Genomic DNA, 25,035 nt, shown 5'->3' on the forward strand with positions numbered 1-25,035 from the left:
CTCAGGCCGCCAGCGTGTGTTCGCGGAAGGCGTCCAGCAGATCTTCGGTGAACGTCAGGCGTTTCTGGCGGTCGGCCAAATCGAGCGTGAACTTCAGCTTGCTCGGGCCGTCCAGGCGGTAAACCTGCGGATTGCCCTGCAACAGGCCGATCAGATAACCGGGATCGACGCGGTTGTTGTCGCCGAACTCGATAAAGCCGCCGCGCTCGTTGCTCTCGATGCGTTTGATGCCCAGCTTCTGTGCATGCAGGCGCAGCGCCGCGCACTGCAACAGGTTGCGCGCCGCGTCCGGCAACTGGCCGAAGCGGTCGATCAGCTCGACTTTCAGCTCGTCCAGCTCGCCGTCGCTCTTCGCGCTGGCGATACGCTTGTACAGCGACAGACGGGTATTGACGTCGGGAATGAAATCTTCCGGCAGCAGCGCCGGCATGCGCAGTTCCACCTCGGTCTGGCTGCTGGTGAGATCTTCCAGCGACGGTTCGCGGCCGTTTTTCAACGCATCGACGGCGCTTTCCAACAGCTCCATGTAGAGTGAGAAACCGACGGTGGTCATCTGGCCGCTCTGGTCTTCGCCCAGCAGTTCGCCGGCGCCGCGGATCTCCAGATCGTGGGTCGCCAGCGCGAAACCGGCGCCGAGATCTTCCAGCGATGCGATGGCTTCGAGCCGTTTATGGGCATCGGTGCCCATGGCTTTCGGGTTCGGCGTCAGCAGATAGGCGTAAGCCTGGTGGTGCGACCGCCCGACGCGGCCGCGCAGCTGGTGCAGCTGCGCCAGGCCGAAGCGATCGGCCCGCTCGATGATGATGGTGTTGGCGCTGGGGATATCGATGCCGGTCTCGATGATGGTGGTGCACACCAGCACGTTGAAGCGTTGGTGGTGGAAATCGTTCATCACCCGTTCCAGATCGCGTTCGCGCATCTGGCCGTGGCCGATGGCGATGCGCGCTTCCGGCACCAGTTCCGCCAGGCGCTGCGCCGCTTTCTCGATGTTTTCCACGTCGTTGTAGAGGTAGTAAACCTGGCCGCCGCGTAGCACTTCACGCAGGATCGCCTCGCGCACCACCAGGCTGTCGTATTCGCGCACGAAGGTCTTCACCGCCAGCCGGCGAGCCGGCGGGGTGGCGATGATCGACAGATCGCGCATGCCGCTCATCGCCATGTTCAGGGTACGCGGGATTGGCGTGGCGGTCAGCGTCAGGATATCGACGTCGGCGCGCATCGCCTTGATGCGTTCTTTATGGCGCACGCCGAAGCGGTGTTCTTCATCGACGATCAGCAGCCCCAGGTCTTTCCAGCGCAGATCGCTCTGCAACAGCTTGTGGGTGCCGATGATGATGTCCACTTTGCCTTCGGCCGCGTCGTCCAGCACCTGCTGCTGCTCTTTGGCGCTGCGGAAGCGCGACATCATTTCGATGCGGATCGGCCAGGTGGCGAAGCGATCGCGGAAGTTGTCGAAGTGCTGCTGCGCCAGCAGGGTGGTCGGCACCAGCACCGCCACCTGCTTACCGTTTTCCACCGCCAGGAAGGCGGCGCGCATCGCCACTTCGGTTTTGCCGAAGCCGACGTCGCCGCACACCAGGCGGTCCATCGCCAGCGGCTGGCACATGTCGCTCAGCACCGCGTTGATCGCCTGTTCCTGATCCGGCGTGGTTTCGAACGGAAAGCTCTGGCAGAACAGCTGATACTGTTCGCGATTGTGTTTGAAGGCGAAACCGGCCTTGGCGGCGCGCTGGGCGTAGATATCCAGCAGCTCCGCCGCCACGTCGCGCACGCGCTCGGCCGCTTTCTGCCGCGCGCGCGTCCAGGCGTCGCCGCCCAGCTTGTGCAGCGGGGCGTTTTCGTCCGCGCCGCCGGCGTAGCGGCTGATCAGATGCAGCGAAGAAACCGGCACGTACAGCTTGTCCTCACCGGCGTAGGAGAGGATCAGGTACTCGGCCTTGATGCCGCCGGCCTCCAGCGTGGTCAGGCCGACGTAGCGGCCGACGCCGTGCTCCAGATGCACCACCGGCTGGCCGGGATGCAGCTCCGCCAGGTTGCGGATCAGGGTATCGGTATTGATGGTGCGCCGGTTGTCCTGCCGGCGGCGGCTGACGCGCTCGCCGAGCAGATCGCTTTCGCAGATCAGCGCCCGCTGGCGCAGGCCGTCGAGGAAGCCGTGTTCGGCGGCGCCGACCATCATGTAACGGCCCGCCGTTTCCGCCTGATCGAGGCGCTGAATCAGCGCCGGCGCCAGCTTGATGCGGCCGAGCAGATCCTGCAGCGTTTCACGCCGCCCCTCGCTCTCGACGGAGAAAATCACGCTGCCGTCGAAGCCTTCGATAAAGCGCCGCAGGTTATCCAGCGGGGATTTATGCTGCGCTTGCACCGCCAGATCGGGCAGGGCATGGTAGTCCAGATTGGTATTGCCGGCCTTGGCCGGCAGCTCATCGGTTTTCAGCGCGATGCGCGGCCAGGCCTTCAGCTCGCCGAACAGCGCGTCGACGCGCAGCCACAGCGTATCCGGCGCCAGCAGCGGGCGCATCGGATCGACGCGGCGGCTTTCGTAACGCTGGCTGACGTCCTGCCAGAAGCGCTCGGCGGCGCCCTCCAGATCGCCGGTGTTGACGATCAGCGTATTGGCCGGCAGGTAGCTGAACAGCGACGGCAGCGGCTGGCTGAAGAACAGCGGCTGCCAGTATTCGATGCCGGCTGGCCAGGCGCTTTTGCTGACCTGCTGATAGATGTGCTCGGCGTCGCGGCGCACCTCAAACTGCTCGCGCCACTGGCTGCGGAACAGCTCGATGGCGTTTTTGTCGGTGGGGAACTCGTGGGCCGGCAACAGATTGATGGCCTCGACTTCGCTCAGCGTGCGCTGGCTATCGACGTCGAAGATGCGCAGGCTGTCGATTTCGTCATCGAAGAAGTCGATGCGGTAAGGCTCATCGCTGCCCATCGGGTAAAGATCGAGCAACGCGCCGCGGGTGGCGAATTCGCCGTGCTCCATCACCTGATCGACGCTGCGGTAACCGGCCTGTTCCAGCTGCGCGCGCAGCTTGTCGCGCGACAGGCGCTGGCCTTTCTTCATCACCAGCGCGTGGCCGTGCAGGAACTCGTGCGGGCAGACGCGCTGCATCAGGGTGTTGACCGGCAGAATAATCACGCCGCGCGCCATGGTCGGCAGGTGATACAGGCTCGACAAACGATCCGAGATGATTTCCTGATGCGGCGAGAAGCTGTCGTACGGCAGGGTTTCCCAGTCGGACAGCGTGGTCACCATCTGGTCGGTGAACTGCTGGATCTCGTCGCGCAGCCGCAGGGCGTTCTGCATGTCCGGCGCGATCAGCATCACCGGGCCAGGGTGGCGTTCGACGATCTCGGCGCACTCCACGGCGCAGGCCGCGCCGGTCAGTTGCCCCAGCTGGCGCAGATCGCCCGCGCGATCGGGCAGAGAATAACGGGGGGATGAGGAACGGTTACGGCTATCGGAAGTGCTCATTCAGGTATCTTTAATCAATGTGTTAGAGGGCGTTCCGGCACGGATAACCCAGCGCCTTTATGCTGTTTATAGTAGCCCAGCGGCCGCCAAACTGACACAGCAAAAAGCGCTATACCCTGATGTTCCGCCTGTTATTTAACCGATGCGCCGCGTTAATTTTCGCCGGCCAGGGCGAGATAGTGCGCAATCTTGTCGACGTCGAGGTTGCCGCCGCTGACGATAACGCCGACCTTTTTACCGCGCAGATCGAGCAGGCCGTTCATCGCCGCCGCGGCCGCCAGGCAGCCGGTCGGCTCAACCACCATTTTCATCCGCTCCATAAAGAAGCGCATTTGCCGACACAGCTGGGCGTCGCTGACCGTCAGAATGCCTTCGACATAGGCCTGAATGATCGGGAAGGTCAGCTGCCCGACCTGTTGGGTCTGCGCGCCGTCGGCAATGGTTTTCGGCACCGGGATGTGCACCGGTTCACCGCGCTGAAAGGCTTGCTGAACGTCGTTGCCGGCTTCAGGCTCGACGCCGAACACGCGGCAGCCCGGCGACCAGTGATGCGCCGCTACCGCGCTGCCGGCCAGCAGGCCGCCGCCGCCGGTGCACACCAACAGCAGATCCAATGGCCCGGTCTCTTCAAACAGCTCCTTGGCGGCGGTGCCCTGGCCGGCGATCACCTGCGGATAATCGTACGGTGGCACCAGCGTCAGGCCCCGCTCTGCGGCCAGGCGTCGGGTGATTTCTTCACGATCTTCGCTGTGGCGCTGATAGATGACCACGTTGGCGCCGTAGCCGCGCGTCGCCGCCAGCTTGGCCGCAGGGGCGTCATGGGGCATTACGATGGTGGCGCTAACGCCCAATTCGTGCGCCGCCAGCGCCATCGCCTGTGCGTGGTTGCCGGATGAAAAGGCGATTACCCCGGCCCGACGCTGCTCTGCGCTGAGTTGCGCGATGGCGTTATAGGCGCCGCGAAATTTGAAGGCGCCGATGCGCTGAAAATTCTCGCACTTGAAGAACAGCTGCGCGCCGGCGATCTGGTTGGCCTGGCGCGAAGTCATGACCGGCGTGCGCAGGGCATGCCCGGCGATAACGTCGGCGGCGGTGGCAATATCGGAGGCGGTGATGCAGCGTGGGACTGAACTCATGGCGACCTCGCACAGGTAAGTGATGGACGATACATTGCTTGGTGTGGATTTTTAATTTACTCTTTGTAAAGTTATTGTCAAATGGTTAACTTAATGAGCGATCTCAGGCAGGAAAATGCGCTGTTGCTGCGCGAAGCGGAAAAAATTGTTCAGGCGTTGGGCGTGATGTTCGCGCCCGGTTGCGAAGTGGTGCTGCACGATCTGACCCAGCCCGATCGCGCCATTGTCGCCATCGCCAACAATCTATCCAACCGCCGCATCGGCGACGCCGCGACGGAAATGGGGCTGGAGCGCATCGCGTCGCCGGAGTTTCCAGACGTGGTGCAGAACTACGCCAGCGTGTTTCCGGACGGGCGCCCGGCCAAGAGCACCTCGATCGGCCTGCGCAATAGCCAGGGCCGCTTTGTGGCGGCGATTTGCCTCAATCTGGATGTGTCTATCTTCAACAGCGTCACCGCTATCCTGCAGCAGCTGACGGCGGTGGTGCAAAGCGCCGCGCCGCAGGCGGCGGAGATTGCACGCTCGCTGTCGGACATCGCCGCGGCGATCAACGCGTTCGCCGCGTCGCATGCCACCCAGCCGCGCGCTTTGTCTTCCGAACAGCGGTTTCAGGTGGTGCAACAGCTGAAGCAGCAAGGGTATTTGCAACTGCGCGGCGCGGCCACCATGGTGGCCGAAGCGCTCGGCATCTCGCGGGTGTCGGTCTATAACCTGCTCAAGCGAGACGCCGGATGAGGGGCCGCCCGGCGCAATAAAAGGCCGCCGGGTGTTCCCTAAACGAGGGAGAGCCTTTATTATCCATGATCACTTTGCTTAAGCCACGGCTATCAAACGGATTTCATGTATCAACCTGTCGCGTTATTCATTGGCCTGCGCTACATGCGCGGGCGAGCCTCAGACCGCTTCGGGCGGTTTGTTTCCTGGCTTTCCACCATCGGCATTACGCTGGGGGTGATGGCGTTGGTCACCGTGCTGTCGGTGATGAACGGTTTCGAAAAGGATCTGGAGAACAACATCCTCGGCCTGATGCCGCAGGCATTGGTTACCAGTCCGCAAGGATCGGTCAACCCGCAGCAGCTGCCGGCCTCCGAGGTGCAGAAGCTGCAGGGCGTCACGCGCGTCGCACCGCTGACCACCGGTGACGTGGTGCTGCAAAGCGCCCGCAGCGTGGCGGTCGGGGTGATGCTCGGCGTCAATCCCGACGAAGCCGATCCGCTGACCCCGTATCTGGTCAACGTCAAGCAGCAACAGCTGCAGCCGGGCCAATACAACATCATCATCGGCGAACAGCTGGCGGGGCAACTCGGCGTCAAGCGCGGCGATTCGCTGCGCGTGATGGTGCCGAGCGCCAGCCAGTTCACACCGATGGGCCGCATTCCCAGCCAGCGCCTGTTCACCCTTATCGGCACGTTCCACGCCAACAGCGAGGTGGACGGCTATCAACTGCTGGTCAACCAACAGGACGCTTCGCGCCTGATGCGCTACCCGGCCGGCAACATCACCGGCTGGCGCCTGTTCCTGCAGCAGCCGCTGGCGGTCGATACCCTCAGCCAACAGGCGCTGCCGGCGGGCACGGTCTGGAAAGACTGGCGCGATCGCAAGGGCGAGCTGTTCCAGGCGGTGCGCATGGAGAAAAACATGATGGGGCTGCTGCTCAGCCTGATCGTGGCGGTGGCGGCGTTTAACATCATTACGTCGCTCGGCCTGCTGGTGATGGAAAAGCAGGGCGAGGTCGCCATTCTGCAGACCCAGGGGCTGACTCGCCGCCAGATCATGTCGGTGTTTATGGTGCAGGGCGCCAGCGCCGGCATCATCGGTTCGCTGCTCGGCACGCTGCTCGGCGTGCTGCTGGCCACCAACCTGAATAACCTGATGCCGATCCTCGGCGCCTTGATCGACGGCGCTTCGCTGCCGGTGGCGGTCGATCCGCTGCAGGTAACGGTCATCGCCGTGGTGGCGATGGCGGTTTCCTTGTTGTCAACGCTTTATCCTTCATGGCGCGCTGCCGCCGTACAACCCGCTGAGGCTTTACGTTATGAGTAACCATCTTTTGCTGCAGTGTGACAACCTGTGCAAGACCTATCAGGAAGGCAATCTGCACACCGACGTGCTGCGCAATGTCAGCTTTGCCATGCAGCAGGGCGAGATGATGGCGATCGTCGGCAGCTCGGGTTCCGGCAAGAGTACCCTGTTGCACCTGCTGGGCGGGTTGGACTCACCGACCTCCGGCGAGGTGATCTTCAAGGGCGAATCGCTGAACGCCATGTCTTCGGCGGCCAAGGCCGAGCTGCGCAACCGCCAGCTGGGCTTCATCTATCAGTTTCACCATCTGCTGCCGGACTTCACCGCGCTGGAAAACGCCGCCATGCCGCTGCTGATCGGCGGCGCCAAGCCGGCGCAGGCGCAGGAGAAGGCGCGGGAGATGCTGGCGGCGGTCGGGCTGGAAAAACGCAGCAAGCACCGCCCGTCCGAGCTCTCCGGCGGCGAGCGTCAGCGCGTGGCGATCGCGCGCGCGCTGGTCAACAACCCGGCGCTGGTGCTGGCGGACGAACCGACCGGTAACCTGGACAAACGCACCGCAGACAGCATCTTCGATCTGCTGGGCGAGCTGAACGTGCGTCAGGGCACCGCTTTTCTGGTGGTGACGCACGATCTGCTGCTGGCCAAGCGCCTGAGCCGCCAGCTGGAAATGGCCGACGGCCACCTGCAGGCGCAGCTGACCCTGATGGGGGCCGAGTAATGGCGGGAGCCTCACTGTCCTTCCTGACGGCCCTGCGTTTCAGCCGCGGCCGTAAACGCGGCGGCATGGTGTCGCTGATCTCGGTCATCTCCACCATCGGCATTGCGCTAGGGGTGGCGGTGCTGATCGTCGGCCTGAGCGCGATGAACGGCTTTGAGCGCGAGCTGAAGAACCGAATTCTGGCGGTGGTGCCGCACGGCGAACTCGAGCCGGTCAATCAGCCGTTCAGCGGCTGGCCGTCGATTCTGCAGCGGGTGGAAAAGGTGCAGGGCATTGTGGCCGCCGCGCCGTACATCAACTTTACCGGCCTGATGGAGAACGGCGCGCAGCTGCGCGCGGTGGAAGTCAAAGGCGTTGATCCGCAGCAGGAGAGCCGACTGAGCGCGCTGCCGCAGTATGTGCAGGGTGACGCCTGGGCCAACTTCAAGCCCGGCGAGCAGCAGGTGATCCTCGGTAAGGGCGTGGCCGACGCGCTGGGCGTCAAGCAGGGCGCCTATGTGACGGTGATGATCCCCAACAGCGACCCGGAAATGAAGCTGCTGCAGCCGAAGCGCATCCGTCTGCACGTGACCGGCATTTTGCAGCTCAGCGGCCAGCTCGATCACAGCCTGGCGCTGGTGCCGCTGGCCGATGCGCAGCAGTATCTCGACATGGGTGACAGTGTCACGGGTATCGCTCTCAAGATGAACGACGTGTTCGCCGCCAATAAACTGGTGCGCGACGCCGGCGAAGTGACCAATTCTTATATCTACATCAAAAGCTGGATCGGCAAGTACGGCTACATGTATCGCGATATCCAGATGATCCGCGCCATTATGTACCTGGCGATGGTGCTGGTGATCGGCGTGGCCTGCTTCAACATCGTGTCCACGCTGGTGATGGCGGTGAAAGACAAAAGCGCCGACATCGCGGTGCTGCGCACCCTGGGCGCCAAAGACGGCTTTATCCGCGCCATCTTCATCTGGTATGGGCTGCTGGCCGGGCTGCTGGGCAGCCTGAGCGGCGTGGTGATCGGGGTGATCGCCTCGCTGCAGCTGACCAACATCATCCGGGGCATCGAGAAACTGGTCGGCCACTCCTTCCTGTCGGGCGATATCTACTTCATCGACTTCCTGCCTTCCGAGCTGCACTGGCTGGACGTGCTGATCGTGCTGGCAACCGCCATCGTGCTGAGCCTGTTGGCCAGTTGGTATCCGGCCAGGCGCGCCAGCCGCATCGACCCGGCGCGGGTGCTGAGCGGACAATAAAACCCACGGGGAGGCAGCGATGCCGCCCCGTTTTTTTAGCCTGGGGATGGGTTATGTACTACGGTTTCGATATGGGCGGCACCAAGATTGAGCTGGGGGTGTTCGACGACCACCTGCAGCGCATTTGGCAAAAGCGGGTGCCGACGCCGCGTGAAGATTACCGGCAGCTGCTGGCCACGCTGTGCGATCTGACCCTTGAGGCGGATGCGTTTTGCGGCCGGCGCGGCAGCGTCGGCATCGGCATCCCGGGCCTGCCCAACGACGATGACGGCACGCTGTTTACCGCCAACGTGCCGGCGGCGATGGGGCGGCCGCTGCCGCGCGATCTGGCGGCGCTGATCGGGCGCGAGGTGCGGGTCGATAACGACGCCAACTGCTTTGCGCTGTCGGAGGCCTGGGACGACGAGTTTCGCCGCTACCCGACGGTGCTGGGCATCATCCTCGGCACCGGCGTAGGCGGTGGGCTGATCGTCGACGGCAAGACGGTGCCAGGGCGTAACTATATTGCCGGCGAGTTCGGCCATTTGCGCCTGCCGGTGGACGCGCTCGAGGTCTTGGGGCGTGATGTGCCTCGCGTTGCCTGCGGGTGTGGCCATCAGGGTTGCATTGAAAATTACATATCGGGCCGCGGTTTCGAATGGATGTATGCCCATTTCTATGGCCGGCACTTGCCTGCCACCGAGATCATTGCGCATTATCAGGCGGGTGAGCCGCAGGCGGTGGCTCACGTTGACCGCTTTATGGACGTGCTGGCGATCTGCCTGGGCAACCTGCTGACGGTGCTGGATCCGCACCTGGTGGTGATCGGCGGCGGGCTGTCGAACTTCGACGCCATTTACCAGGCGTTGCCGCAGCGGCTGCCGGCGCACCTGCTGCGGGTGGCCCGGCTGCCGCGCATCGAGAAGGCGCGCTATGGCGACGCCGGCGGCGTGCGCGGCGCAGCGTTCCTCAATTTGGTAAACAGGGAAAAGTAAGGAGAGAGTTAATGCACACTCGCCATCGGCTGTGTCAGTTTCGCAAGAGTAAGCATGTGCTGCATCAGCGCTTTCGTTCACGCATTTTTCACCGTGACACCATGGCGGCGGCCGAGCTGAAAAAGCCGTTTGTGGTGGTGTTGACCGGGGCCGGCATTTCGGCCGAATCGGGCATTCGCACCTTCCGCGCCGCGGATGGGCTGTGGGAAGAGCACCGGGTGGAGGACGTCGCCACGCCGGAAGGTTTTCAGCGCGATCCGGCGCTGGTGCAGGCGTTTTACAACGAACGCCGCCGCCAGCTGCAGACGGAGGAGATCGCTCCGAATGCCGCGCACCGCGCGCTGGCGGATCTGGAAGAGTGGCTGGGGGACAACTTCCTGCTGGTCACGCAAAACATCGATAACCTGCATGAGCGCGCCGGCAGCAAGCGGGTGCTGCACATGCACGGCGAATTGCTGAAGGTGCGCTGCACCCAGTCGGGCCAGGTGTTCGAATGGCCCGGCGATCTCAGCGTTGACGACCGTTGCCACTGCTGCCAGTTCCCGGCGCCGCTGCGGCCGCACGTGGTGTGGTTCGGCGAGATGCCGCTGGGCATGGACGATATTTATCAAGCGCTGAGCAAGGCCGATTTCTTCGTCGCCATCGGCACCTCCGGCCACGTCTATCCGGCGGCCGGCTTCGTGCATGAGGCGCGGCTGGGCGGCGCCTACGCCATGGAGCTGAACCTGGAGCCGAGCCAGGTGGAGAGCCAGTTCGACGAGAAACACTACGGCCTGGCCAGCGAAGTGGTGCCGCGTTTTGTGCACAAATTCCTGGTGGGCAAGGTGGCGCGGGCCGACAGGCCCTGAGAAATGCATCAGGGCGCACTGCGCCCTGATGGGATGGCGGGGCGTGTTAGCGCCCGGCTTTCAGCTTTTGGAAGTAGCTTTCGTACAGCGTGCTGGCGTCGCCGACGTCGTTTTGCCACTCGCCGTGCTCAATCACCGCCTTATCCGGGTAGAGTGACTTGTCATTGGCGATCTCCGGCGACAGCAGCTTCTTCGCCGCCAGGTTCGGCGTCGGGTAACCGATGGTTTCCGCCACCTGCACCGCGATTTCCGGCCGTAGCAGGAAGTCGATCAGCTTCAGCGCCCCCTCGACGTTGCGCGCGTTGGCCGGAATGGCCAGGCTGTCCATCCAGAAGATCCCGCCTTCCTTCGGCCAGACGATCTCCAGCGGCGTGCCGGCCTGGCGCGCCACGAAGGCCGAACCGTTCCACACCATACCGACGTTGACTTCCCCTTCCATAAACGGGTTGCCCGGGTTGTCGGAGTTGAAGGCCAGCACGTTCGGCATCAATTTCTGCAGTTCGTGGTAGGCGGCTTCGATCTCTTTCGGGTCGGTGGTGTTGCCGGAATAGCCCAGCTTGAGCAGCGCCATCTGGAACACTTCGCGCGCGTCGTCGGTCAGCAGCAGGCGGCCTTTGTACTGCGGCTGCCACAGATCGGCCCAGGACGTGACGGTAGAGGGCTCCTGCGCATCGCTGTTAACGCCGATGGCGGTGGCGCCCCAGATGTAAGGGATGGAGTAGTCGTTATTAGGATCGAACGGCTTGTTCAGCAGGGCAGGATCGAGATCCTTGAAGTGGCTGAGCTTGCTCTTGTCGATTTTTTGCAGCATGCCTTCCTTGCTCATCTTGGCGATGAAGTAGGTGGAAGGCACCACCAGATCGTACGCGCCGTCTTTATAGGTCTTCAGCTTGGCATACATGCTTTCGTTGGATTCATAGGTGGAATAGATCACCTTGATGCCGGTTTCCTTGGTGAACTGCTCCAGCAGCCCCGGCGGGACGTATTCAGTCCAGTTATAGAAATACAGCGTTTTGCCGTCAGAGGCGTTTGCAGAGCAGAAACTCAGCGCCATCATCCCGGCTGCGAGCAGATGTGACCACTTTTTCATGCAGCGTATCCTTCAGCAGTAATGAGCCGAACCCGTATGGGCAAACCGTTTGGCGGCCGCGCCATACCCCAGAAAGGGGCCATTATAGGGGCCGAGGCGGGGTGGGTAAAGGCGGTTATCCCAGCGGCAAATCAGCGGGTTAACCGAGCCTGGCCGATCAAAAACGGCCGCAGTCACATCACTGCGGCGAATGAAAGAGGCGGGCGCCGCCGCGCCCGGCGGGAAGGGCTACTCGGCCTTGGGCGAGCGATCGCGCATCACCCACTGGCTGGCGATCACCAGCACCAGCGACAGCAGCAGCAAAATGGTGGCCAGCGCGTTGACCTCCGGCGAGACGCCGACTTTCACCATCGAATAGATCTTCAGCGGCAAGATTTCGTAGCTCGGCCCGGTGACGAAGGAGGAGACGACCACGTCGTCCATTGACAGGGTGAAGCTCAGCAGCCAGCCGGCCGCCACCGCCGGCATCGCCAGCGGCAGGATGATCTTGCGTAGAATGGTGAACTCGCTTGCGCCAAGATCGCGCGCGGCCTCCAGCATCTTCACGTCGAACCCTTTCAGGCGCGCGTAGACGGTCACCACCACGAACGGCAGGCAAAAGGTGATGTGCGAGAACAGCAGCGACCAGAAGCCGAGCGAAATGCCGAGCAGCATGAACAGCACCAGCAACGAGATGGCCATCACGATGTCCGGCGACATCATCACCACGAACAGCATGCCACCGACGAACGGCTTGCCGCGGAAGCGGTAACGGTACAGCGCCACCGCAGTCAGCGAGCCGATCAGCGTGGCGAAGGTGGCGGAGAGCACCGCCATGGTCAGCGAATGGCCGGCGGCCTGCAGCAGGCTGTCGTTATTCAGCAGCGTGCTGTACCACTTGGTGGTGGCTCCTTGCCAACTGATGCCGAAGCGCGAAGCGTTGAAGGAGTTGACGATCAGGATGACGATCGGGATATACAGGTAGGCGTATACCAGCGTCATAAAACCGCCGCGCAGCAGACGTCCGATCATGCCAGATCCTCCTTCTTGTTCAGCAGGCGGGCGGCCCGGTAATAGACCAGCAGCAACAGCCCCATCACCAGCGTCAGGCAGATGCTGGTAGCCGCGCCGAACGGCCAGTCGCGGATATTGAGGAACTGGCTTTTAATCACGTTGCCGATCAGCAGATTCTTGGCGCCGCCCATCAGATCGGCGACGAAGAACAGCCCCATCGCCGGCAGCACCACCAGCAGGCAGCCGGCGATAATGCCCGGCATGGTCAGCGGCACGATGATGCGGATAAAGGTCTGCAGCTTGCTGGCGCCGAGATCGCGCGCCGCCTCCAGGCAGGACTTATCGAGTTTTTCGATGCTGGAGTAGAGCGGCATCACCATAAACGGCAGCAGAATATACACCAGGCCGAGGATCACCGCTTCCGAGGTGTACATGATGCGCAGCGGCTTGTCGATGATGCCGATCCACAGCAGCGCGTCGTTGAGATAGCCGCGGGTGCTGAGAAACAGCTTCAGGCCGTAGATGCGGATCAGCGAGTTGGTCCAGAAGGGCACGATCAGCAGAAACAGCAGCAGCGGCCGCACCTTCTGCGGCAACCGCGCCAGGATAAAGGCGAACGGGTAGCCAATCACCAGGCAGCACAGGGTGGCGATCAGCGCCATGTTCAGCGAGTGCAGCAGCACCTGGGCGTACAATGGATCGAACAAGCGCCGGTAGTTATCCAGCGTGAACACCATCTGCACCAGATTGGCGTCGTCGCGGGTCAGGAAGCTGGTGGCGATGATCATCAGGTTCGGCATGAACACGAACAGCAGCAGCCAGGCGACGACGCCGACGATCACCACATTCTGGAAGACTTTACGCGATTTCTTCATCGGCCAGCACCACCTCCCAGCTTTCAACCCAGGTCACCGCCATCTTCTGATTGAGCGAGTGGTCGACGTCCGGATCGTCTTCATTGAAGAACTCGCTGACCATCACCGTTTTACCGCTCTCCAGCTCAACCACCGACTCCAGCGTCATGCCTTTGTAGTTGCGCTCGCGCACGTAGCCGATCAGCCCGTCGTGCTGCGCGCTGTCGTTCACTTCTTCTACCCGCAGATCCTCCGGGCGCAGCAGCACCTTCAGCTTTTGGCCCGGCTCTACCGGCAGATCGGCATAGATGTCGCACTCGCGGCCTTCGACGTTGGCGCGCACCCGCTGCGCATCGAGGCGCTGCAAGACCACCGCGTCGAAGATGTTGATCTCGCCGATAAAGCTGGCGACGAACAGGTTCTTCGGCTCTTCGTAGATCTCACGCGGCGTGCCGTCTTGCTCGATGCGGCCTTCACGCATCACCACGATGCGATCCGACATGGTCAGCGCTTCTTCCTGATCGTGGGTGACGAACACGAAGGTGATGCCCAGCTTGCGCTGCAGCGCCTTCAGCTCGTTCTGCATCTGTTTGCGCAGCTTGTAGTCCAGCGCCGACAGCGATTCGTCCAGCAGCAGCACCTTCGGCTTGTTGACCACTGCGCGGGCGATGGCCACGCGCTGCTGTTGGCCGCCGGAGAGCTGGCCCGGCCGCCGCTTGGCGAACGCATCCAACTGCACCATGCGCAGCGCCTCTTCGACGCGCGGCGTCAGTTCCGCCGCCGGCACCTTTTGCATGCGCAGGCCAAAGGCGACGTTGTCGAACACCGACATGTGCGGAAACAGGGCATAGCTCTGAAACACGGTGTTGACGTGGCGATGTTCGGCCGGAATGGCGGTGATGTCCTGGCCGTCGAGCACGATGCGGCCCCGATCGGCGTCTTCAAGACCGGCGATCAGGCGCAGCACCGTGGTTTTGCCACAGCCGGAGGGGCCGAGAATGGTGAGGAATTCGCCGTGGTTAATCGCCAGTTCGAGATCGGCAATGATGGTTTTGCCATCGAACGCTTTGCTCAGGGCATGCAGTTCAACAAGGGGAGTCAGAGAGGATGTCTCAGTCATTTATCGTATTACTCTATCCCGTGGGCTAATGCAGATAGAACCGCAACTGGAAAAGACTGCCGGAGCTTGCGGAATGCCCGCTGATCAAATGAAGCTCAAACCAGTTGCGCCAATGGAAATTTTTCGAGCGCGCATGATAGACGCTGAATGCCGGAATTGAAAGCCGATCCGGCCCAGATGCCGCGTTTTTCATCATGATAGCGACAAATGACCCTGTGATGACAGTGTTATTTCCCTCAGAAATCATCACAAAGATTAATGATATTGGCGAATTCTGGTTAAAAATGACCTGACGCAATATTTGATCCTGATCGGTTCCGCATAATGAAACGCGATATTCTGAGGGGCCGCTACCATGGACAAATTACTTGACCGCTTTTTCAACTACGTCTCTTTCGACACCCAGTCCAAAGCGAACGTAAAGCATGTGCCGAGCACCGACGGGCAGTTGAAGCTGGCGCGTGCGTTGCAGCAGGAAATGATCGCGCTCGGCTTCGAGCGGGTGTCGCTCAGCGAACACGGCTGCGTGATGGGCACCTGGCCGGGCAACGTCGCCTGGCCGGTGCCGGCGGTCGGTTTTATCGCCCATCTGGATACCTCGCCGGATTTCAGTGGCAAACACGTCAATCCGCAGATCGTCGAGAACTATCGCGGCGGCGACATCGCGCTCGGCATCGGTGATGAAGTGCTGTCGCCGGTGATGTTCCCGATCCTGCACCAGATGCTGGGACAGACCCTGATCACTACCGACGGCAAAACGCTGCTGGGCGCCGACGACAAGGCCGGCATCGCCGAGATCCTCACCGCCATGGTGCGCCTGCGTGCGCGCAAAGTCCCGCACGGCGACATCCGTGTGGCCTTCACCCCGGACGAGGAGGTGGGCAAGGGGGCGCAGCTGTTCGACGTGGCGGCCTTCAATGCCGAATGGGCTTACACCATGGACGGCGGCGGCGTCGGCGAGCTGGAGTGCGAGAACTTCAACGCCGCCTCGGTGACGATCAAAATCCTCGGCAACAGCGTGCACCCCGGCAGCGCCAAGGGCGTGATGGTCAACGCGCTGTCGCTGGCCACCCGCATTCATCAGGCGCTGCCGGCGGACGAATCGCCGGAGACCACCGAAGGCTACCAGGGCTTTTATCACCTCAGCAGCATCAAGGGCAGCGTAGAGCGCGCCGAAATGCACTATATCCTGCGCGACTTCGAGCGCGAGGGGTTTGAAGCGCGCAAGCGCAAGATGGTGGACATCGCCCGCGAGGTCGGCAAAGGCCTGCCGCGCGATTGCTATATCGAAGTGAGCATCGAAGACAGCTATTACAACATGCGCGAACAGGTGGCGGAGCACCCGCATGTGATCGCGCTGGCGCAGCAGGCGATGCGCGACTGCGACATCGAACCGGTGATGAAGCCGATCCGCGGCGGCACCGACGGCGCGCAGCTGTCGTTCCGCGGCCTGCCGTGCCCGAACCTGTTCACCGGCGGCTACAACTACCACGGCAAGCACGAATTCGTGACCCTGGAAGGCATGGAGCAAGCGGTGGCGGTGATCATGCGCATCGCGGCGCTGGCCGCCGAGCGGGCGCGGTAAACGGGACGCTTGCGATCGGCATAATCGCTTGCCGTAACAAGGCGTTGCTCATAGTGTGGAAGCCTATTCCCCACGCATAAGGACCGCATGATGAGCACCGAATACCGTATCGCCAGCCCGCATTTGGCGCAGTTCGTTCAGGCGATTTGGCGCCAGGCCGGCAGCACGGCGCGTGAAGCCGAGCTGGTGGCCGATCATTTGGTGCAGGCCAATCTGGCCGGGCACGACTCGCACGGCGTCGGCATGATCCCCAGCTACATGGCGTCGTTGGCGCAGGGGCAATTGCAGCTCAATCAGCATGCTGAGGTGGTGCGCGACGCCGGCGCGGTGCTGACGCTCGACGGTGCGCGCGGCTTCGGTCAGGTGGTGGCCAGCGAAGCGATGGCGCTGGGCATTGAACGCGCCGGCAAGCTGGGCCTGGCGGCGGTGGCGCTGCACAACGCGCACCATATCGGCCGTATCGGCCATTGGGCGGAGCAGTGCGCTCGCGCCGGTTTCATTTCGATTCACTTCGTCAACGTGGTGGGCGATCCGATGGTGGCGCCGTTCGGCGGCAGCGATCGTCGCTTCGGCACCAACCCGTTCTGCGCCATTTTCCCGCGGCCGGGCCGCACGCCGCTGCTGTTGGATTTTGCCACCAGCGGTATCGCCTTCGGCAAGACCCGGGTGGCCTATAACAAAGGGCTGTCGGTGGCGCCGGGCTATCTGATCGACGAACACGGGCAGCCGACCACCGAACCGAAAGTGATGCACGAAGCGCCGTTCGGTTCGCTGCTGCCGTTCGGCTTGCACAAAGGCTATGCGCTGGCGGCGATGTGCGAAATCCTCGGCGGCGCGCTCTCCGGCGGCCGCACCACCCACGACGCCACGCTGAAAGCCGACAGCGACGCCATCTTCAACTGCATGACGACCCTGATCCTCGATCCTCAGGCCTTCGACGCCCCGCAAATGCAGGCCGAAGCCGAAGCCTTTATCGGCTGGGTGAAAGCTTCGCCGCCGAGCGGCGAACAGCCGATCGCCGTCCCGGGAGAGTGGGAAGAGGCCAACCGCGCTGCGCGGCTGGAGCAGGGCATCCCGATCGATGCCAATACCTGGCGGCAGATTTGTGCTGCGGCGGAGCAGGCGGGCATGGCGGCGGGGGAACTGGCGGATTATCGCGCGCAGGCGCGGCAGGCATAAAAAAAGCCACCCGGCAGGGTGGCTTGTTCGCGTGAAGGCAATCAGTCGTTAAAGTACCAATACCCGCTGTTGACCAGCGCGGTCAGCAGCGCCAGGAACGACGGGTCGTCTACCGCGTCGCCGAGCAGGGCGGCATCGACGCTAAAGTTTTGGCACAGGGCGTCTGCGGCCTGCAGCTGGTCGGTGTCGATCAGCTCGCCGTTGACGAAGCAGCGATCGCCGACGCGCAGCACGCGCAACCCACCCAAGCGCTGCAGCGCTTCACCCTGTTGCAGCAGCTCGTAGATTTCCCCGGCCTGATACGGTGGCTCCGGCGGCGCCAGATCCAGCTCGTGGCGCGACTGGGAGATGAACTCGCCGAACCAGTGCTGGAAGTGTTCCGGCTGTTGCACCAGATCCAGCATCATCTGCCGTAAGGCGTCCACTTCCTGCGGCAGGATCTCCGCCGGGTGTTCGCGCAGTTTAACGTCCGGATCGCCGTAGCGCTTGCTGCCGAGCTCGCGCGCCAGCACGTAGTCGGCGAAGCCGCTCACCAGCTCGCGGCCGTTCGGCGCGCGGAAGCCCACCGAGTAGTTGAGCGCGTTTTCCAGCGCGTAGCCTTCATGCGGGAAGCCCGGCGGAATATAGAGAATGTCGCCCGGTTCCATCTCTTCGTCGATGATGGCGTCGAACGGTTCGACCTGCAGCAGATCCGGGTGCGGGCAGTGCTGTTTCAGCGGCGTTTTTTCCCCGACGCGCCAGCGGCGGCGGCCGGTGCCCTGAATGATGAACACGTCGTACTGATCGAGGTGCGGGCCGACGCCGCCGCCCGGCACCGAGAAGGAGATCATCAGGTCATCCATCCGCCAGTCCGGCAGTTGGCGGAACGGGCGCATCAGCGCGGCGGAAGGCTCATGCCAGTGGTCCACCGCCTGCACCAGCAGCGACCAGTTGTTTTCGCTCAGGTGGTCGAAGCTCTCGAAGGGGCCGTGCGCGACCTGCCAACGGCCGTCCTGGTGGCTGACCAGGCGGCTGTCCACTTCGTTTTCCATCGCCAGCCCGGCCAGCTCATCCGGGGAGATCGGATCGATAAAGTTTTTGAAGCCGCGCTTCAGAATCACCGGACGCTTTTGCCAATAACGTTGCAAAAAATCGTTCCAGTCCAGGTCTAATTGATAATCCATGTTCTATTCCAGGGGAGAGGAGTGAGCCTGTGTGCGATTATAACGGAAGTTTGGCCCCGTGGATCGGGGCCGCAGAGGCATAATTTACTCGTTGTGGTGGGTGTCGTGCTGGCGGGCGAAGGTGACCTGCATGCGCGCGCCGCCGAGCGGACTGTCGCTGATGACGATTTCGCCGTCGTACTGCTCAATGATCTCCGCCGCCACCGACAGGCCGAGACCCTGGCCGGGGCGCAGGGTATCCACCCGCTGGCCGCGCTGGAAGATCAGCTGGCGCTTGCTTGCCGGGATCCCCGGGCCGTCGTCGTCGATAACGATGGTGAGGTTTTTCTCGGAGTGCAGCGAGGTGATCTCAACGAACTCCAGGCAGTATTTGCAGGCGTTTTCCAACACGTTGCCCATCACTTCCATAAAGTCGTTCTTCTCGCCCATAAAGGTCACCTCCGGCGAGATGTCCAGCGTGATCACCACCCCTTTGCGCTGATAAACCTTGTTCAGCGCCACCACCAGGCTGTCGAGCAGCGCCGGCACCGAGTGGATCTCGCGCGTCAGCACCGTCTGGCCGGAGTTGATGCTGGCCCGGTGCAGGTAATAACCGATCTGCTGCGAGATGCGGCCGATCTGATCCAGCATGATCGGCTCGGCTTCTTCGATGGTGGTCTGTTTGCCGCTGCGCAGCGAACGCAGGGTACTTTGCAGCACCGCCAGCGGCGTTTTCAGGCTGTGGGTCAGATCCGACAGGGTGGTGCGATACTTGGTGTAACGCTGGCGCTCGTTGCGCACCAGAATGTTCAGATTGCGCACCAGCCCGCGCAGTTCACTGGGCGGATTTTCGTCGAGCTGATCGCGCTCGCCGTTCTCCAGCTCGCCCACCTGAGTGACCAGCGCCTTGATCGGCCGCAGGCTCCAGTAGGCCGCCAGCCACAGCAGCGGCACCACCAGCAGCAGGTTGGCCAACAGCACGTAGCTGAACCACTCCCACACCACGTCGGATCGCTGCAGCTCCTGCGGAATGCTGTCGACCACCACGATGGTCAGCGCCGGCAGCCGAGGCGTGGCGGCATAGGTGTTGACCGCCACCGAGTGGGTCAGCGCGTTCTGATCGGTATCGTCGTAATCTTTCAGCTGGTTTTGCGCTTTGGGGTTGTCCCCCAGCACTTCGCTACTGACGCGGGTGTCGGTGTCGATTTCGTAGAAGCCGGACTCCTCCAGCCACTCCTTGTTGATCAGTTTCTCCAGCTCCGGCACTTTGCGCTGGCTCCACAGCAGGTTGCCTTTATCGTCGTAGATAAACACCAGCGTCGGGAAGTTGAGATCGATATCGGGGGGAATGGCGATGGTGAGCTTGTTGTCTTTCCACTGCGCCAGGCTGAAGAACAGGTTGCTCTCGCCGCGCAGCAGGCGGAAGGCGGTCTTGTCGAAGCTGACGATGTAGCCGACGACCGCCACCAAACCGTAAGAGAGCGACAGCGCCAGGATCACCCCGGCGGTCGCCATCAGGAAGCGGGCGCGCAGCGAAAACGGTTTTTTATTCTTGTTGAACATCATGTTCACTTCGCGTCAAAACGATAGCCCTGGCCACGTACCGTGGTGATCACTTCATGCGGGTATTCCGCCTGCACCTTTTTACGCAAGCGGCCCATCAGCACGTCGATGGTGTGGCTTTCGCGCAGTTCGGCGTCCGGGTAGAGTTGCAGCATCAACGAATCCTTGCTCACCACCTTGCCGGCGTTGCGGATCAGGGTCTCGATGATGGTGTATTCAAAAGCGGTCAGTTTGATTTGCCGATCGTTAACGCTCAGTTCGCGGCGCGACAGATCGATCTGGAACGGCGGCAGCACGATCACCTGCGAAGCCAGGCCGCTGTTGCGGCGCATCAGCGCCTGCATGCGGGCGATCACTTCTTCCAGGTGGAACGGCTTGGTGACATAGTCGTCGGCGCCGGCTTCCAGCACCGCCACTTTGTCCTGCCAGCTTTCACGGGCGGTCAGCACCAGGATCGGCAGCTTGGTCTGGTGTGCGCGCCAGCGGCGGATCAGGCTCAGGCCGTCTTCGCCCGGCAGGCCGAGATCGACGATGGCGATATCCGGCGCGTGTTCCTGCAGGAAGTAATCGGCTTCCTTGGCGTCTTCGGCCGCGTCGACCTGATGGCCCATCTCGCGCATCTGAACGGAAAGGTGGTGGCGCAGCAAACCATTATCTTCAACAACCAGTACTCGCATGGCGAACTCCTGTGACTGTGCGGGTGAACGTCCTGTCACCCACGCGATAAAAGGGAACACGCTCTGCGGCGTGTCAGGGGATAACGCGGCCACCTGAACCATTTTGGCAAAAAATGCTGAGGTTATGGTAGGTATAACCCGCTCGGCCCGCAAGAGAGCCGAAGCAATGTATTAAAATAAGCGTTATCAATTTGTTCGCCGACATTATCGGCAAGCTCTGATAAACGTCGGATAAACAGCGGCGGGGCAACGTTAAACGCACCTTAAACGCGGTGGGCATTGCCGGCAGGCGGAAGGGTGAACCGGACCGCTTGAAAAGCTTTAAAGGTACTAATAAGGTATTATGGATGTATCGGCACACTTTTCAGGAGCGACGGATGAAGCAGTTAACCCAGGCAGAACGCATAGCGGGCGCACTTTACGGACAGATGCTGGGCGACGCGCTCGGCATGCCTTCCGAGCTGTGGCCGCGCGAGCGGGTTAAGCGCCACTTCGGCTGGATAGACGGCTTTCTCGATGGGCCGAAGGAGAACACCGCCGCCTGCTACTTCAAGGCCGGGCAATATACCGACGATACCGCGATGGCATTGGCGTTGGCCGACGCGCTGTTGGAGGCGGAAGGCGAGGTGGTGCCGGAACTGATTGCTCGCAACGTGATCCGCTGGGTGGACGGTTTTGACGCCTTCAACAAGAACATTCTCGGCCCCAGTTCCAAACTGGCGCTGAGCGAGCAGAAAGCGGGCACGCCGATCGCCGAGTTGGAAAACAACGGCATCACCAACGGTGCGGCGATGCGCATTTCGCCTTTGGGCTGCGTGCTGCCTTCCGCGCCGCTGGAAGATTTTTGCCAGCAGGTGTGGCTGGCTTCCAGCCCGACGCACAAATCCGACATCGCCGTCGCCGGTGCCGTGGCGATCGCCTGGGTCGTCGCGCGGGCGGTGGAGGGGGCGGACTGGGCCTCGATTCGCCTGGCGTTGCCGGAGGTGGCGGAGTATGCCCAGCGCCGGCAGGAGACGACGTTCAGCCCTTCGCTGGCGGCGCGCATCGAACTGGCGTTTCAGGTGGTGGATGAAGCCACCGACACCGAGCAGGCCTCCGAACGGGTGTATCAGCTGATCGGCGCTGGGGTGAGCACCATCGAGTCGGTGCCTGCGGCGCTGGCGATGGTGCAGCTGGCGCAAACCGATCCTACCCGGTGCGCCGTGCTGTGCGCCAACCTAGGCGGCGACACAGACACCATCGGCGCGATGGCCACCGCGATTTGCGGCGCGCTGCACGGCGCAGAAGCGATCGAACCCGGATTGCTGGCGGAGTTAAAACGGATGAATCCGCTGGATATCGAGGCTTACGTTCAGGCGTTCGCGCGTTTTCGTCGCCGCCGACAGGGCGAGGCGTAAGCGACCGCGTGACGCAACGGATCAGCTTTCGCTGGTAAATTCATACATGTCGCTGCGGCAGAAGCTTTCGCTGTATTCGATCGGCTTTTTATGGTGGTCAAACAGCGTCTGGCGCACGATCAACAGCGGCATCGGCTCCGAGAGCCGCAGCGCCTGACGGATATCGTCGTTGGCCATCGCCGCGCTGACCTGGCTGCGCAGCGATCCCATCTCGACCTTATTGCGCCGGAAGTAGTCGTACAGCGAAATGCCGATCTCGTCGACGTTGGCAATTGCCGTCACCACCACGTAGGACACCGCCACCGACATTGGCCGCCGATCGATCAAGTGAATGCGTTTGAGTTTGTAGATCGGCGTACCGGCCGCCAGCTGGAGCTTTTCAGCCAGTTCAGCGCCGGCGGGCATCCGTTCGCGGCTGATCCATTGCGTGTCCGGCCGGCGCCCTTGCTGTATCACCTCGCGCGAGAATCCTTTGACGTCCGCCAATGAATAGAACAGCTTCGGCTCGGGCCGTTGCGGTTGAATAAAGGTGCCGTAACCGCGCGAGCGGCCGATGATGCCGTCCTGCTCGAGGCAGGCCAGCGCTTTGCGCACCGTGATGCGCGAGATGCCGAGCCGTTCGGTGAACAGGCGTTCGCTGGGCAGAAAATCCCCCGAATTCAGCAACCCTTGCTCGATGGCCTGGCGTACCGAGGCGTTGAAGCGCAAATACAGCGGCATCGCGCCCGCGCTGGCCAGATCCTGCTGCAGTTTGTCCAGCAGACGCTGGTTGGTCTCCTTGCTCATAGCCGACGGAAGTCCTGTAGCCGCAATGCGATGGCTTATTTAAGGGGATTTCGCCGGGCAGCGCAACTGCCGCCGCCGGAGCGAAATGAGGTAGAGTAGTGCGTCGGCCCCCAGAGCCAGGAGAAATATCCCCCATGAGCGACACCCCACGACACGCGGACGACGCGGCGATCCTGTCCGCCTTCGCGCAGCAGCGCCGGCAAGGCCTGACCCGGCGTTCGGCGCTGCATCAGGCCCTGTTGCAGCTGATTGCCGCCGGAGAACTGCCCTGGCGGACGAAGCTGCCGCCAAGCCGTGCGTTGGCGGCCCGGCTGGCGGTGGCGCGCGACACGGTGGAACAGACCTACGCTCGGCTGGAGGCGGAAGGGTTCATCAGCCGAACGGTGGGGTGCGGCAGCTTTGTGCGCTATCGCTGCGACACGTTGCTCGGCCGCGAACTGCTGGCGACGGCGACGGGGCAAGAGGCGCGGCTGGCGGAGCGCGAGCTGAGCGACCGCGGCCGGGCGCTGCTGGCGGTCAGCCATACGCCGCACACCAGCCGCCAGGCTTCGCTGACGCCTTCGCTGGCGGATCTGCGGGCGTTTCCCATCGACCAGTGGCTGCAGCGGGAGAAACAGGCGCTGCGGCAGCACGGCGAGCGGCTGTTGGGGTATGCCGATCCGCAAGGGTTGCCGGAGCTGCGTGCGGAGATCGCGCATTACTTGCAGCGGGAGCGGGGCGTCAAGGCGACGGCGGAGCAGGTGATCGTGGTGACCAGCTCTCAGCAGGCGCTGGCGCTATGTACCCAGGTGCTGTTCGATCCCGGCGATGCGGTGTTCGTCGAAGAGCCGGGTTACCAGGGGGCGAAAAAGCTGGTGCAGTCGGCGGGGCTGCAGGCGCGGCCGATCGGCATCGACGAGCAGGGGCTGGATGTCGGGCAGCTGATGCAGGCCTCGGGCGGCGGACGGGGCGTTTACATCACGCCGTCCCATCACTATCCGCTGGGGTATTCGCTGAGCCTCGATCGGCGGCTGGCGCTGTTGCAGTGGGCGCAGCGGCAGCGAGCCTGGATCATCGAAGACGATTACGACGCCGAGTTCAACTACGACCGGCAAACCAAGGCGGCGCTGCAGGGGTTGGACGGCGGCGCACGCACGCTGTACCTCGGCACCTTCAGCAAGACGCTGTTTCCGGGGCTGCGCATCGGTTTCATGATCGCGCCGCCGCAGTTGGTGCGGCCATTGGTCGCCGCCAGGCAGTTTCAGGACGGCTACACGTCGGCGCTGGCGCAGATGACGCTGTTCCACTTCCTGCACGAGGGCGGCTACGCCGAGCATCTGCGTAATATGCGCACGCTGTACAAGGCGCGGCTGGACGCGCTGTACGACGCGGTGCATCGTCACCTGGCGGCCTGGACGCGTCCGGCGCTGCCGCAGGGCGGGCTGCAGCTGGTTTGCCCGTTGGCGGATGCGGCGACGGAGCGGCGGCTGGTGGCGGCGGCCGCCGAGCGGGGGATTCGGCTGTACGGCCTGGCGGACTTCTACACCGGCACGCCGCAGCGCGGGGCGTTGGTGCTCGGCTTCTCGGCCTATACGCCGGATGAGATCGTGCGCTTTATCACGACGCTGGCGCAGGTGTTCAGCGCGCTGCCGGTGGCAAGCGACGGCTAAAATTGGTCTGCTCTGCGTTTTGAATTGGTCCGTATTGCACCGCCGCCGTGCGATGTATTCTGCCGCTATCCGATTATTTCCCTAATGGAAATAATATCTTACTCCGTGAGGCGCTATGAACCTACCCAACCCTGAAGTGACTATCCGCAGAATCAATGGCGACGACAAAGCGCAATGGCTGGCGCTGTGGCAGGGCTATCTCGATTTTTACCGCGCCGACGTGGCGCCGCAGGTGACCGATCGCACCTTCGAACGCCTGGGGCAGGATGAACAGGTGTACGGGCTGGTGGCAGAGGATGCCGAGGGCCGGCTGCTGGGGCTGATGAACCTGGTGTTCCACCCGTCCACCTGGAGCGCGGTCGGCTATTGTTATATCGAAGATCTCTATGTGTCGCCGCAGGCGCGCGGCCACAAGGTGTCGGAAAAGCTGTTCGAACAGGCATACCGATTGGCAGAGACGCGCGGCAGCGATCGGGTCTACTGGATGACCCAGGAGTACAACGCGCCGGCGCGCTCGCTGTACGACAAAATCGGCAGAAGAAGCTCGTTTATCGTTTATTCCCGTTAATCGCAGGAGGGC

At 62.6% G+C, this 25,035-nt stretch carries 22 protein-coding genes; 11 read left to right on the forward strand and 11 right to left on the reverse strand.

Annotated features, from left to right (window positions below; translation table 11 throughout):
- Position 1: 1 nt before the first annotated feature.
- Positions 2-3,475 carry a transcription-repair coupling factor gene (mfd, locus tag V8N38_RS10260; RefSeq protein WP_147840269.1) on the reverse strand — a complete coding sequence of 1,158 codons (3,474 nt, stop codon included), beginning with the start codon at positions 3,473-3,475 and terminating at the stop codon, positions 2-4.
- Between the two features lie 152 nt (positions 3,476-3,627).
- Positions 3,628-4,611: a threo-3-hydroxy-L-aspartate ammonia-lyase gene (locus V8N38_RS10265; protein WP_147840268.1), complete on the reverse strand. Its 984-nt coding sequence runs from the start codon at positions 4,609-4,611 to the stop codon at positions 3,628-3,630.
- Between the two features lie 93 nt (positions 4,612-4,704).
- On the opposite strand from V8N38_RS10265, the gene V8N38_RS10270 reads away from it, so the two are divergent.
- The 6 genes from V8N38_RS10270 (at position 4,705) to cobB (ending at position 10,420) form a co-directional block, all read left to right on the forward strand.
- Positions 4,705-5,346 (forward strand): transcriptional regulator, encoded by a 642-nt coding sequence (locus tag V8N38_RS10270; protein WP_147840267.1) that lies wholly within the window; start codon positions 4,705-4,707, stop codon positions 5,344-5,346.
- A 105-nt stretch (positions 5,347-5,451) separates the two neighbouring features.
- Positions 5,452-6,654: a lipoprotein-releasing ABC transporter permease subunit LolC gene (gene lolC, locus V8N38_RS10275; protein WP_147840266.1), complete on the forward strand. Its 1,203-nt coding sequence runs from the start codon at positions 5,452-5,454 to the stop codon at positions 6,652-6,654.
- Positions 6,647-7,351 carry a lipoprotein-releasing ABC transporter ATP-binding protein LolD gene (gene lolD / locus V8N38_RS10280; RefSeq protein ID WP_147840265.1) on the forward strand — a complete coding sequence of 235 codons (705 nt, stop codon included), beginning with the start codon at positions 6,647-6,649 and terminating at the stop codon, positions 7,349-7,351. The genes lolC and lolD overlap by 8 nt, the downstream gene beginning before the upstream one ends.
- On the forward strand, positions 7,351-8,598 hold the full coding sequence (gene lolE / locus V8N38_RS10285; RefSeq protein ID WP_147840264.1) for a lipoprotein-releasing ABC transporter permease subunit LolE: 1,248 nt from the start codon (positions 7,351-7,353) through the stop codon (positions 8,596-8,598). Before lolD ends, lolE begins: the two co-directional genes overlap by 1 nt.
- Positions 8,599-8,651: 53 nt before the next feature.
- The gene (gene nagK, locus V8N38_RS10290; protein WP_060442606.1) at positions 8,652-9,572 is read left to right on the forward strand and encodes an N-acetylglucosamine kinase; all 921 of its coding nucleotides are present in this window, start codon (positions 8,652-8,654) and stop codon (positions 9,570-9,572) included.
- Positions 9,573-9,583: 11 nt separating this feature from the next.
- Positions 9,584-10,420, forward strand: a complete 837-nt coding sequence (gene cobB, locus V8N38_RS10295) for a Sir2 family NAD+-dependent deacetylase (protein ID WP_015377583.1) — start codon at positions 9,584-9,586, stop codon at positions 10,418-10,420.
- 46 nt (positions 10,421-10,466) lie between these two features.
- On the opposite strand, the gene potD is transcribed toward cobB, so the two are convergent.
- From potD to V8N38_RS10320, 5 genes are all read right to left on the reverse strand, one after another.
- Positions 10,467-11,510 (reverse strand): spermidine/putrescine ABC transporter substrate-binding protein PotD, encoded by a 1,044-nt coding sequence (potD, locus tag V8N38_RS10300; protein WP_060419358.1) that lies wholly within the window; start codon positions 11,508-11,510, stop codon positions 10,467-10,469.
- A 228-nt stretch (positions 11,511-11,738) separates the two neighbouring features.
- Entirely contained in the window at positions 11,739-12,521 is a 783-nt protein-coding gene (gene potC, locus V8N38_RS10305; protein WP_047727722.1) for a spermidine/putrescine ABC transporter permease PotC, read from the reverse strand.
- A complete protein-coding gene (potB, locus tag V8N38_RS10310; protein ID WP_060419356.1) occupies positions 12,518-13,378 on the reverse strand; it encodes a spermidine/putrescine ABC transporter permease PotB in 861 nt (286 codons plus the stop codon). The genes potC and potB overlap by 4 nt, the downstream gene beginning before the upstream one ends.
- The gene (gene potA, locus V8N38_RS10315) at positions 13,362-14,477 is read right to left on the reverse strand and encodes a spermidine/putrescine ABC transporter ATP-binding protein PotA (RefSeq protein ID WP_060419354.1); all 1,116 of its coding nucleotides are present in this window, start codon (positions 14,475-14,477) and stop codon (positions 13,362-13,364) included. The genes potB and potA overlap by 17 nt, the downstream gene beginning before the upstream one ends.
- Before the next feature lie 25 nt (positions 14,478-14,502).
- On the reverse strand, positions 14,503-14,775 hold the full coding sequence (locus V8N38_RS10320) for a hypothetical protein (RefSeq protein WP_126179550.1): 273 nt from the start codon (positions 14,773-14,775) through the stop codon (positions 14,503-14,505).
- Positions 14,776-14,832: 57 nt separating this feature from the next.
- Between V8N38_RS10320 and pepT the strand changes: the two genes are divergently transcribed.
- Both pepT and V8N38_RS10330 read left to right on the forward strand, forming a co-directional pair.
- Positions 14,833-16,062 carry a peptidase T gene (pepT, locus tag V8N38_RS10325; protein ID WP_147840263.1) on the forward strand — a complete coding sequence of 410 codons (1,230 nt, stop codon included), beginning with the start codon at positions 14,833-14,835 and terminating at the stop codon, positions 16,060-16,062.
- 90 nt (positions 16,063-16,152) lie between these two features.
- Positions 16,153-17,241, forward strand: a complete 1,089-nt coding sequence (locus V8N38_RS10330) for a malate/lactate/ureidoglycolate dehydrogenase (RefSeq protein WP_084827857.1) — start codon at positions 16,153-16,155, stop codon at positions 17,239-17,241.
- 41 nt (positions 17,242-17,282) lie between these two features.
- Here V8N38_RS10330 and V8N38_RS10335 read toward each other — a convergent pair whose 3' ends face one another.
- From V8N38_RS10335 to phoP, 3 genes are all read right to left on the reverse strand, one after another.
- Positions 17,283-18,404 carry a cupin domain-containing protein gene (locus V8N38_RS10335; RefSeq protein ID WP_033638200.1) on the reverse strand — a complete coding sequence of 374 codons (1,122 nt, stop codon included), beginning with the start codon at positions 18,402-18,404 and terminating at the stop codon, positions 17,283-17,285.
- An 84-nt stretch (positions 18,405-18,488) separates the two neighbouring features.
- Positions 18,489-19,946 carry a two-component system sensor histidine kinase PhoQ gene (phoQ, locus tag V8N38_RS10340; protein ID WP_147840288.1) on the reverse strand — a complete coding sequence of 486 codons (1,458 nt, stop codon included), beginning with the start codon at positions 19,944-19,946 and terminating at the stop codon, positions 18,489-18,491.
- Between the two features lie 5 nt (positions 19,947-19,951).
- On the reverse strand, positions 19,952-20,623 hold the full coding sequence (gene phoP, locus V8N38_RS10345) for a two-component system response regulator PhoP (protein ID WP_025302513.1): 672 nt from the start codon (positions 20,621-20,623) through the stop codon (positions 19,952-19,954).
- 377 nt (positions 20,624-21,000) lie between these two features.
- On the opposite strand from phoP, the gene V8N38_RS10350 reads away from it, so the two are divergent.
- Positions 21,001-22,020: an ADP-ribosylglycohydrolase family protein gene (locus V8N38_RS10350; protein ID WP_147840262.1), complete on the forward strand. Its 1,020-nt coding sequence runs from the start codon at positions 21,001-21,003 to the stop codon at positions 22,018-22,020.
- 21 nt (positions 22,021-22,041) lie between these two features.
- Here V8N38_RS10350 and V8N38_RS10355 read toward each other — a convergent pair whose 3' ends face one another.
- Positions 22,042-22,806, reverse strand: a complete 765-nt coding sequence (locus V8N38_RS10355) for a GntR family transcriptional regulator (protein WP_147840261.1) — start codon at positions 22,804-22,806, stop codon at positions 22,042-22,044.
- A 134-nt stretch (positions 22,807-22,940) separates the two neighbouring features.
- Here V8N38_RS10355 and V8N38_RS10360 point away from each other — a divergent pair, with 134 nt between their 5' ends.
- Complete coding sequence (locus V8N38_RS10360) at positions 22,941-24,455, forward strand: PLP-dependent aminotransferase family protein (RefSeq protein ID WP_147840260.1); 1,515 nt, start codon at positions 22,941-22,943, stop codon at positions 24,453-24,455.
- Between the two features lie 115 nt (positions 24,456-24,570).
- Positions 24,571-25,023: a GNAT family N-acetyltransferase gene (locus tag V8N38_RS10365; protein WP_087763548.1), complete on the forward strand. Its 453-nt coding sequence runs from the start codon at positions 24,571-24,573 to the stop codon at positions 25,021-25,023.
- The last annotated feature ends 12 nt before the right edge of the window (positions 25,024-25,035 follow it).

Origin of the sequence: Serratia nevei (assembly GCF_037948395.1) — a bacterium.
GTDB classification, from domain to species: domain Bacteria; phylum Pseudomonadota; class Gammaproteobacteria; order Enterobacterales; family Enterobacteriaceae; genus Serratia; species Serratia nevei.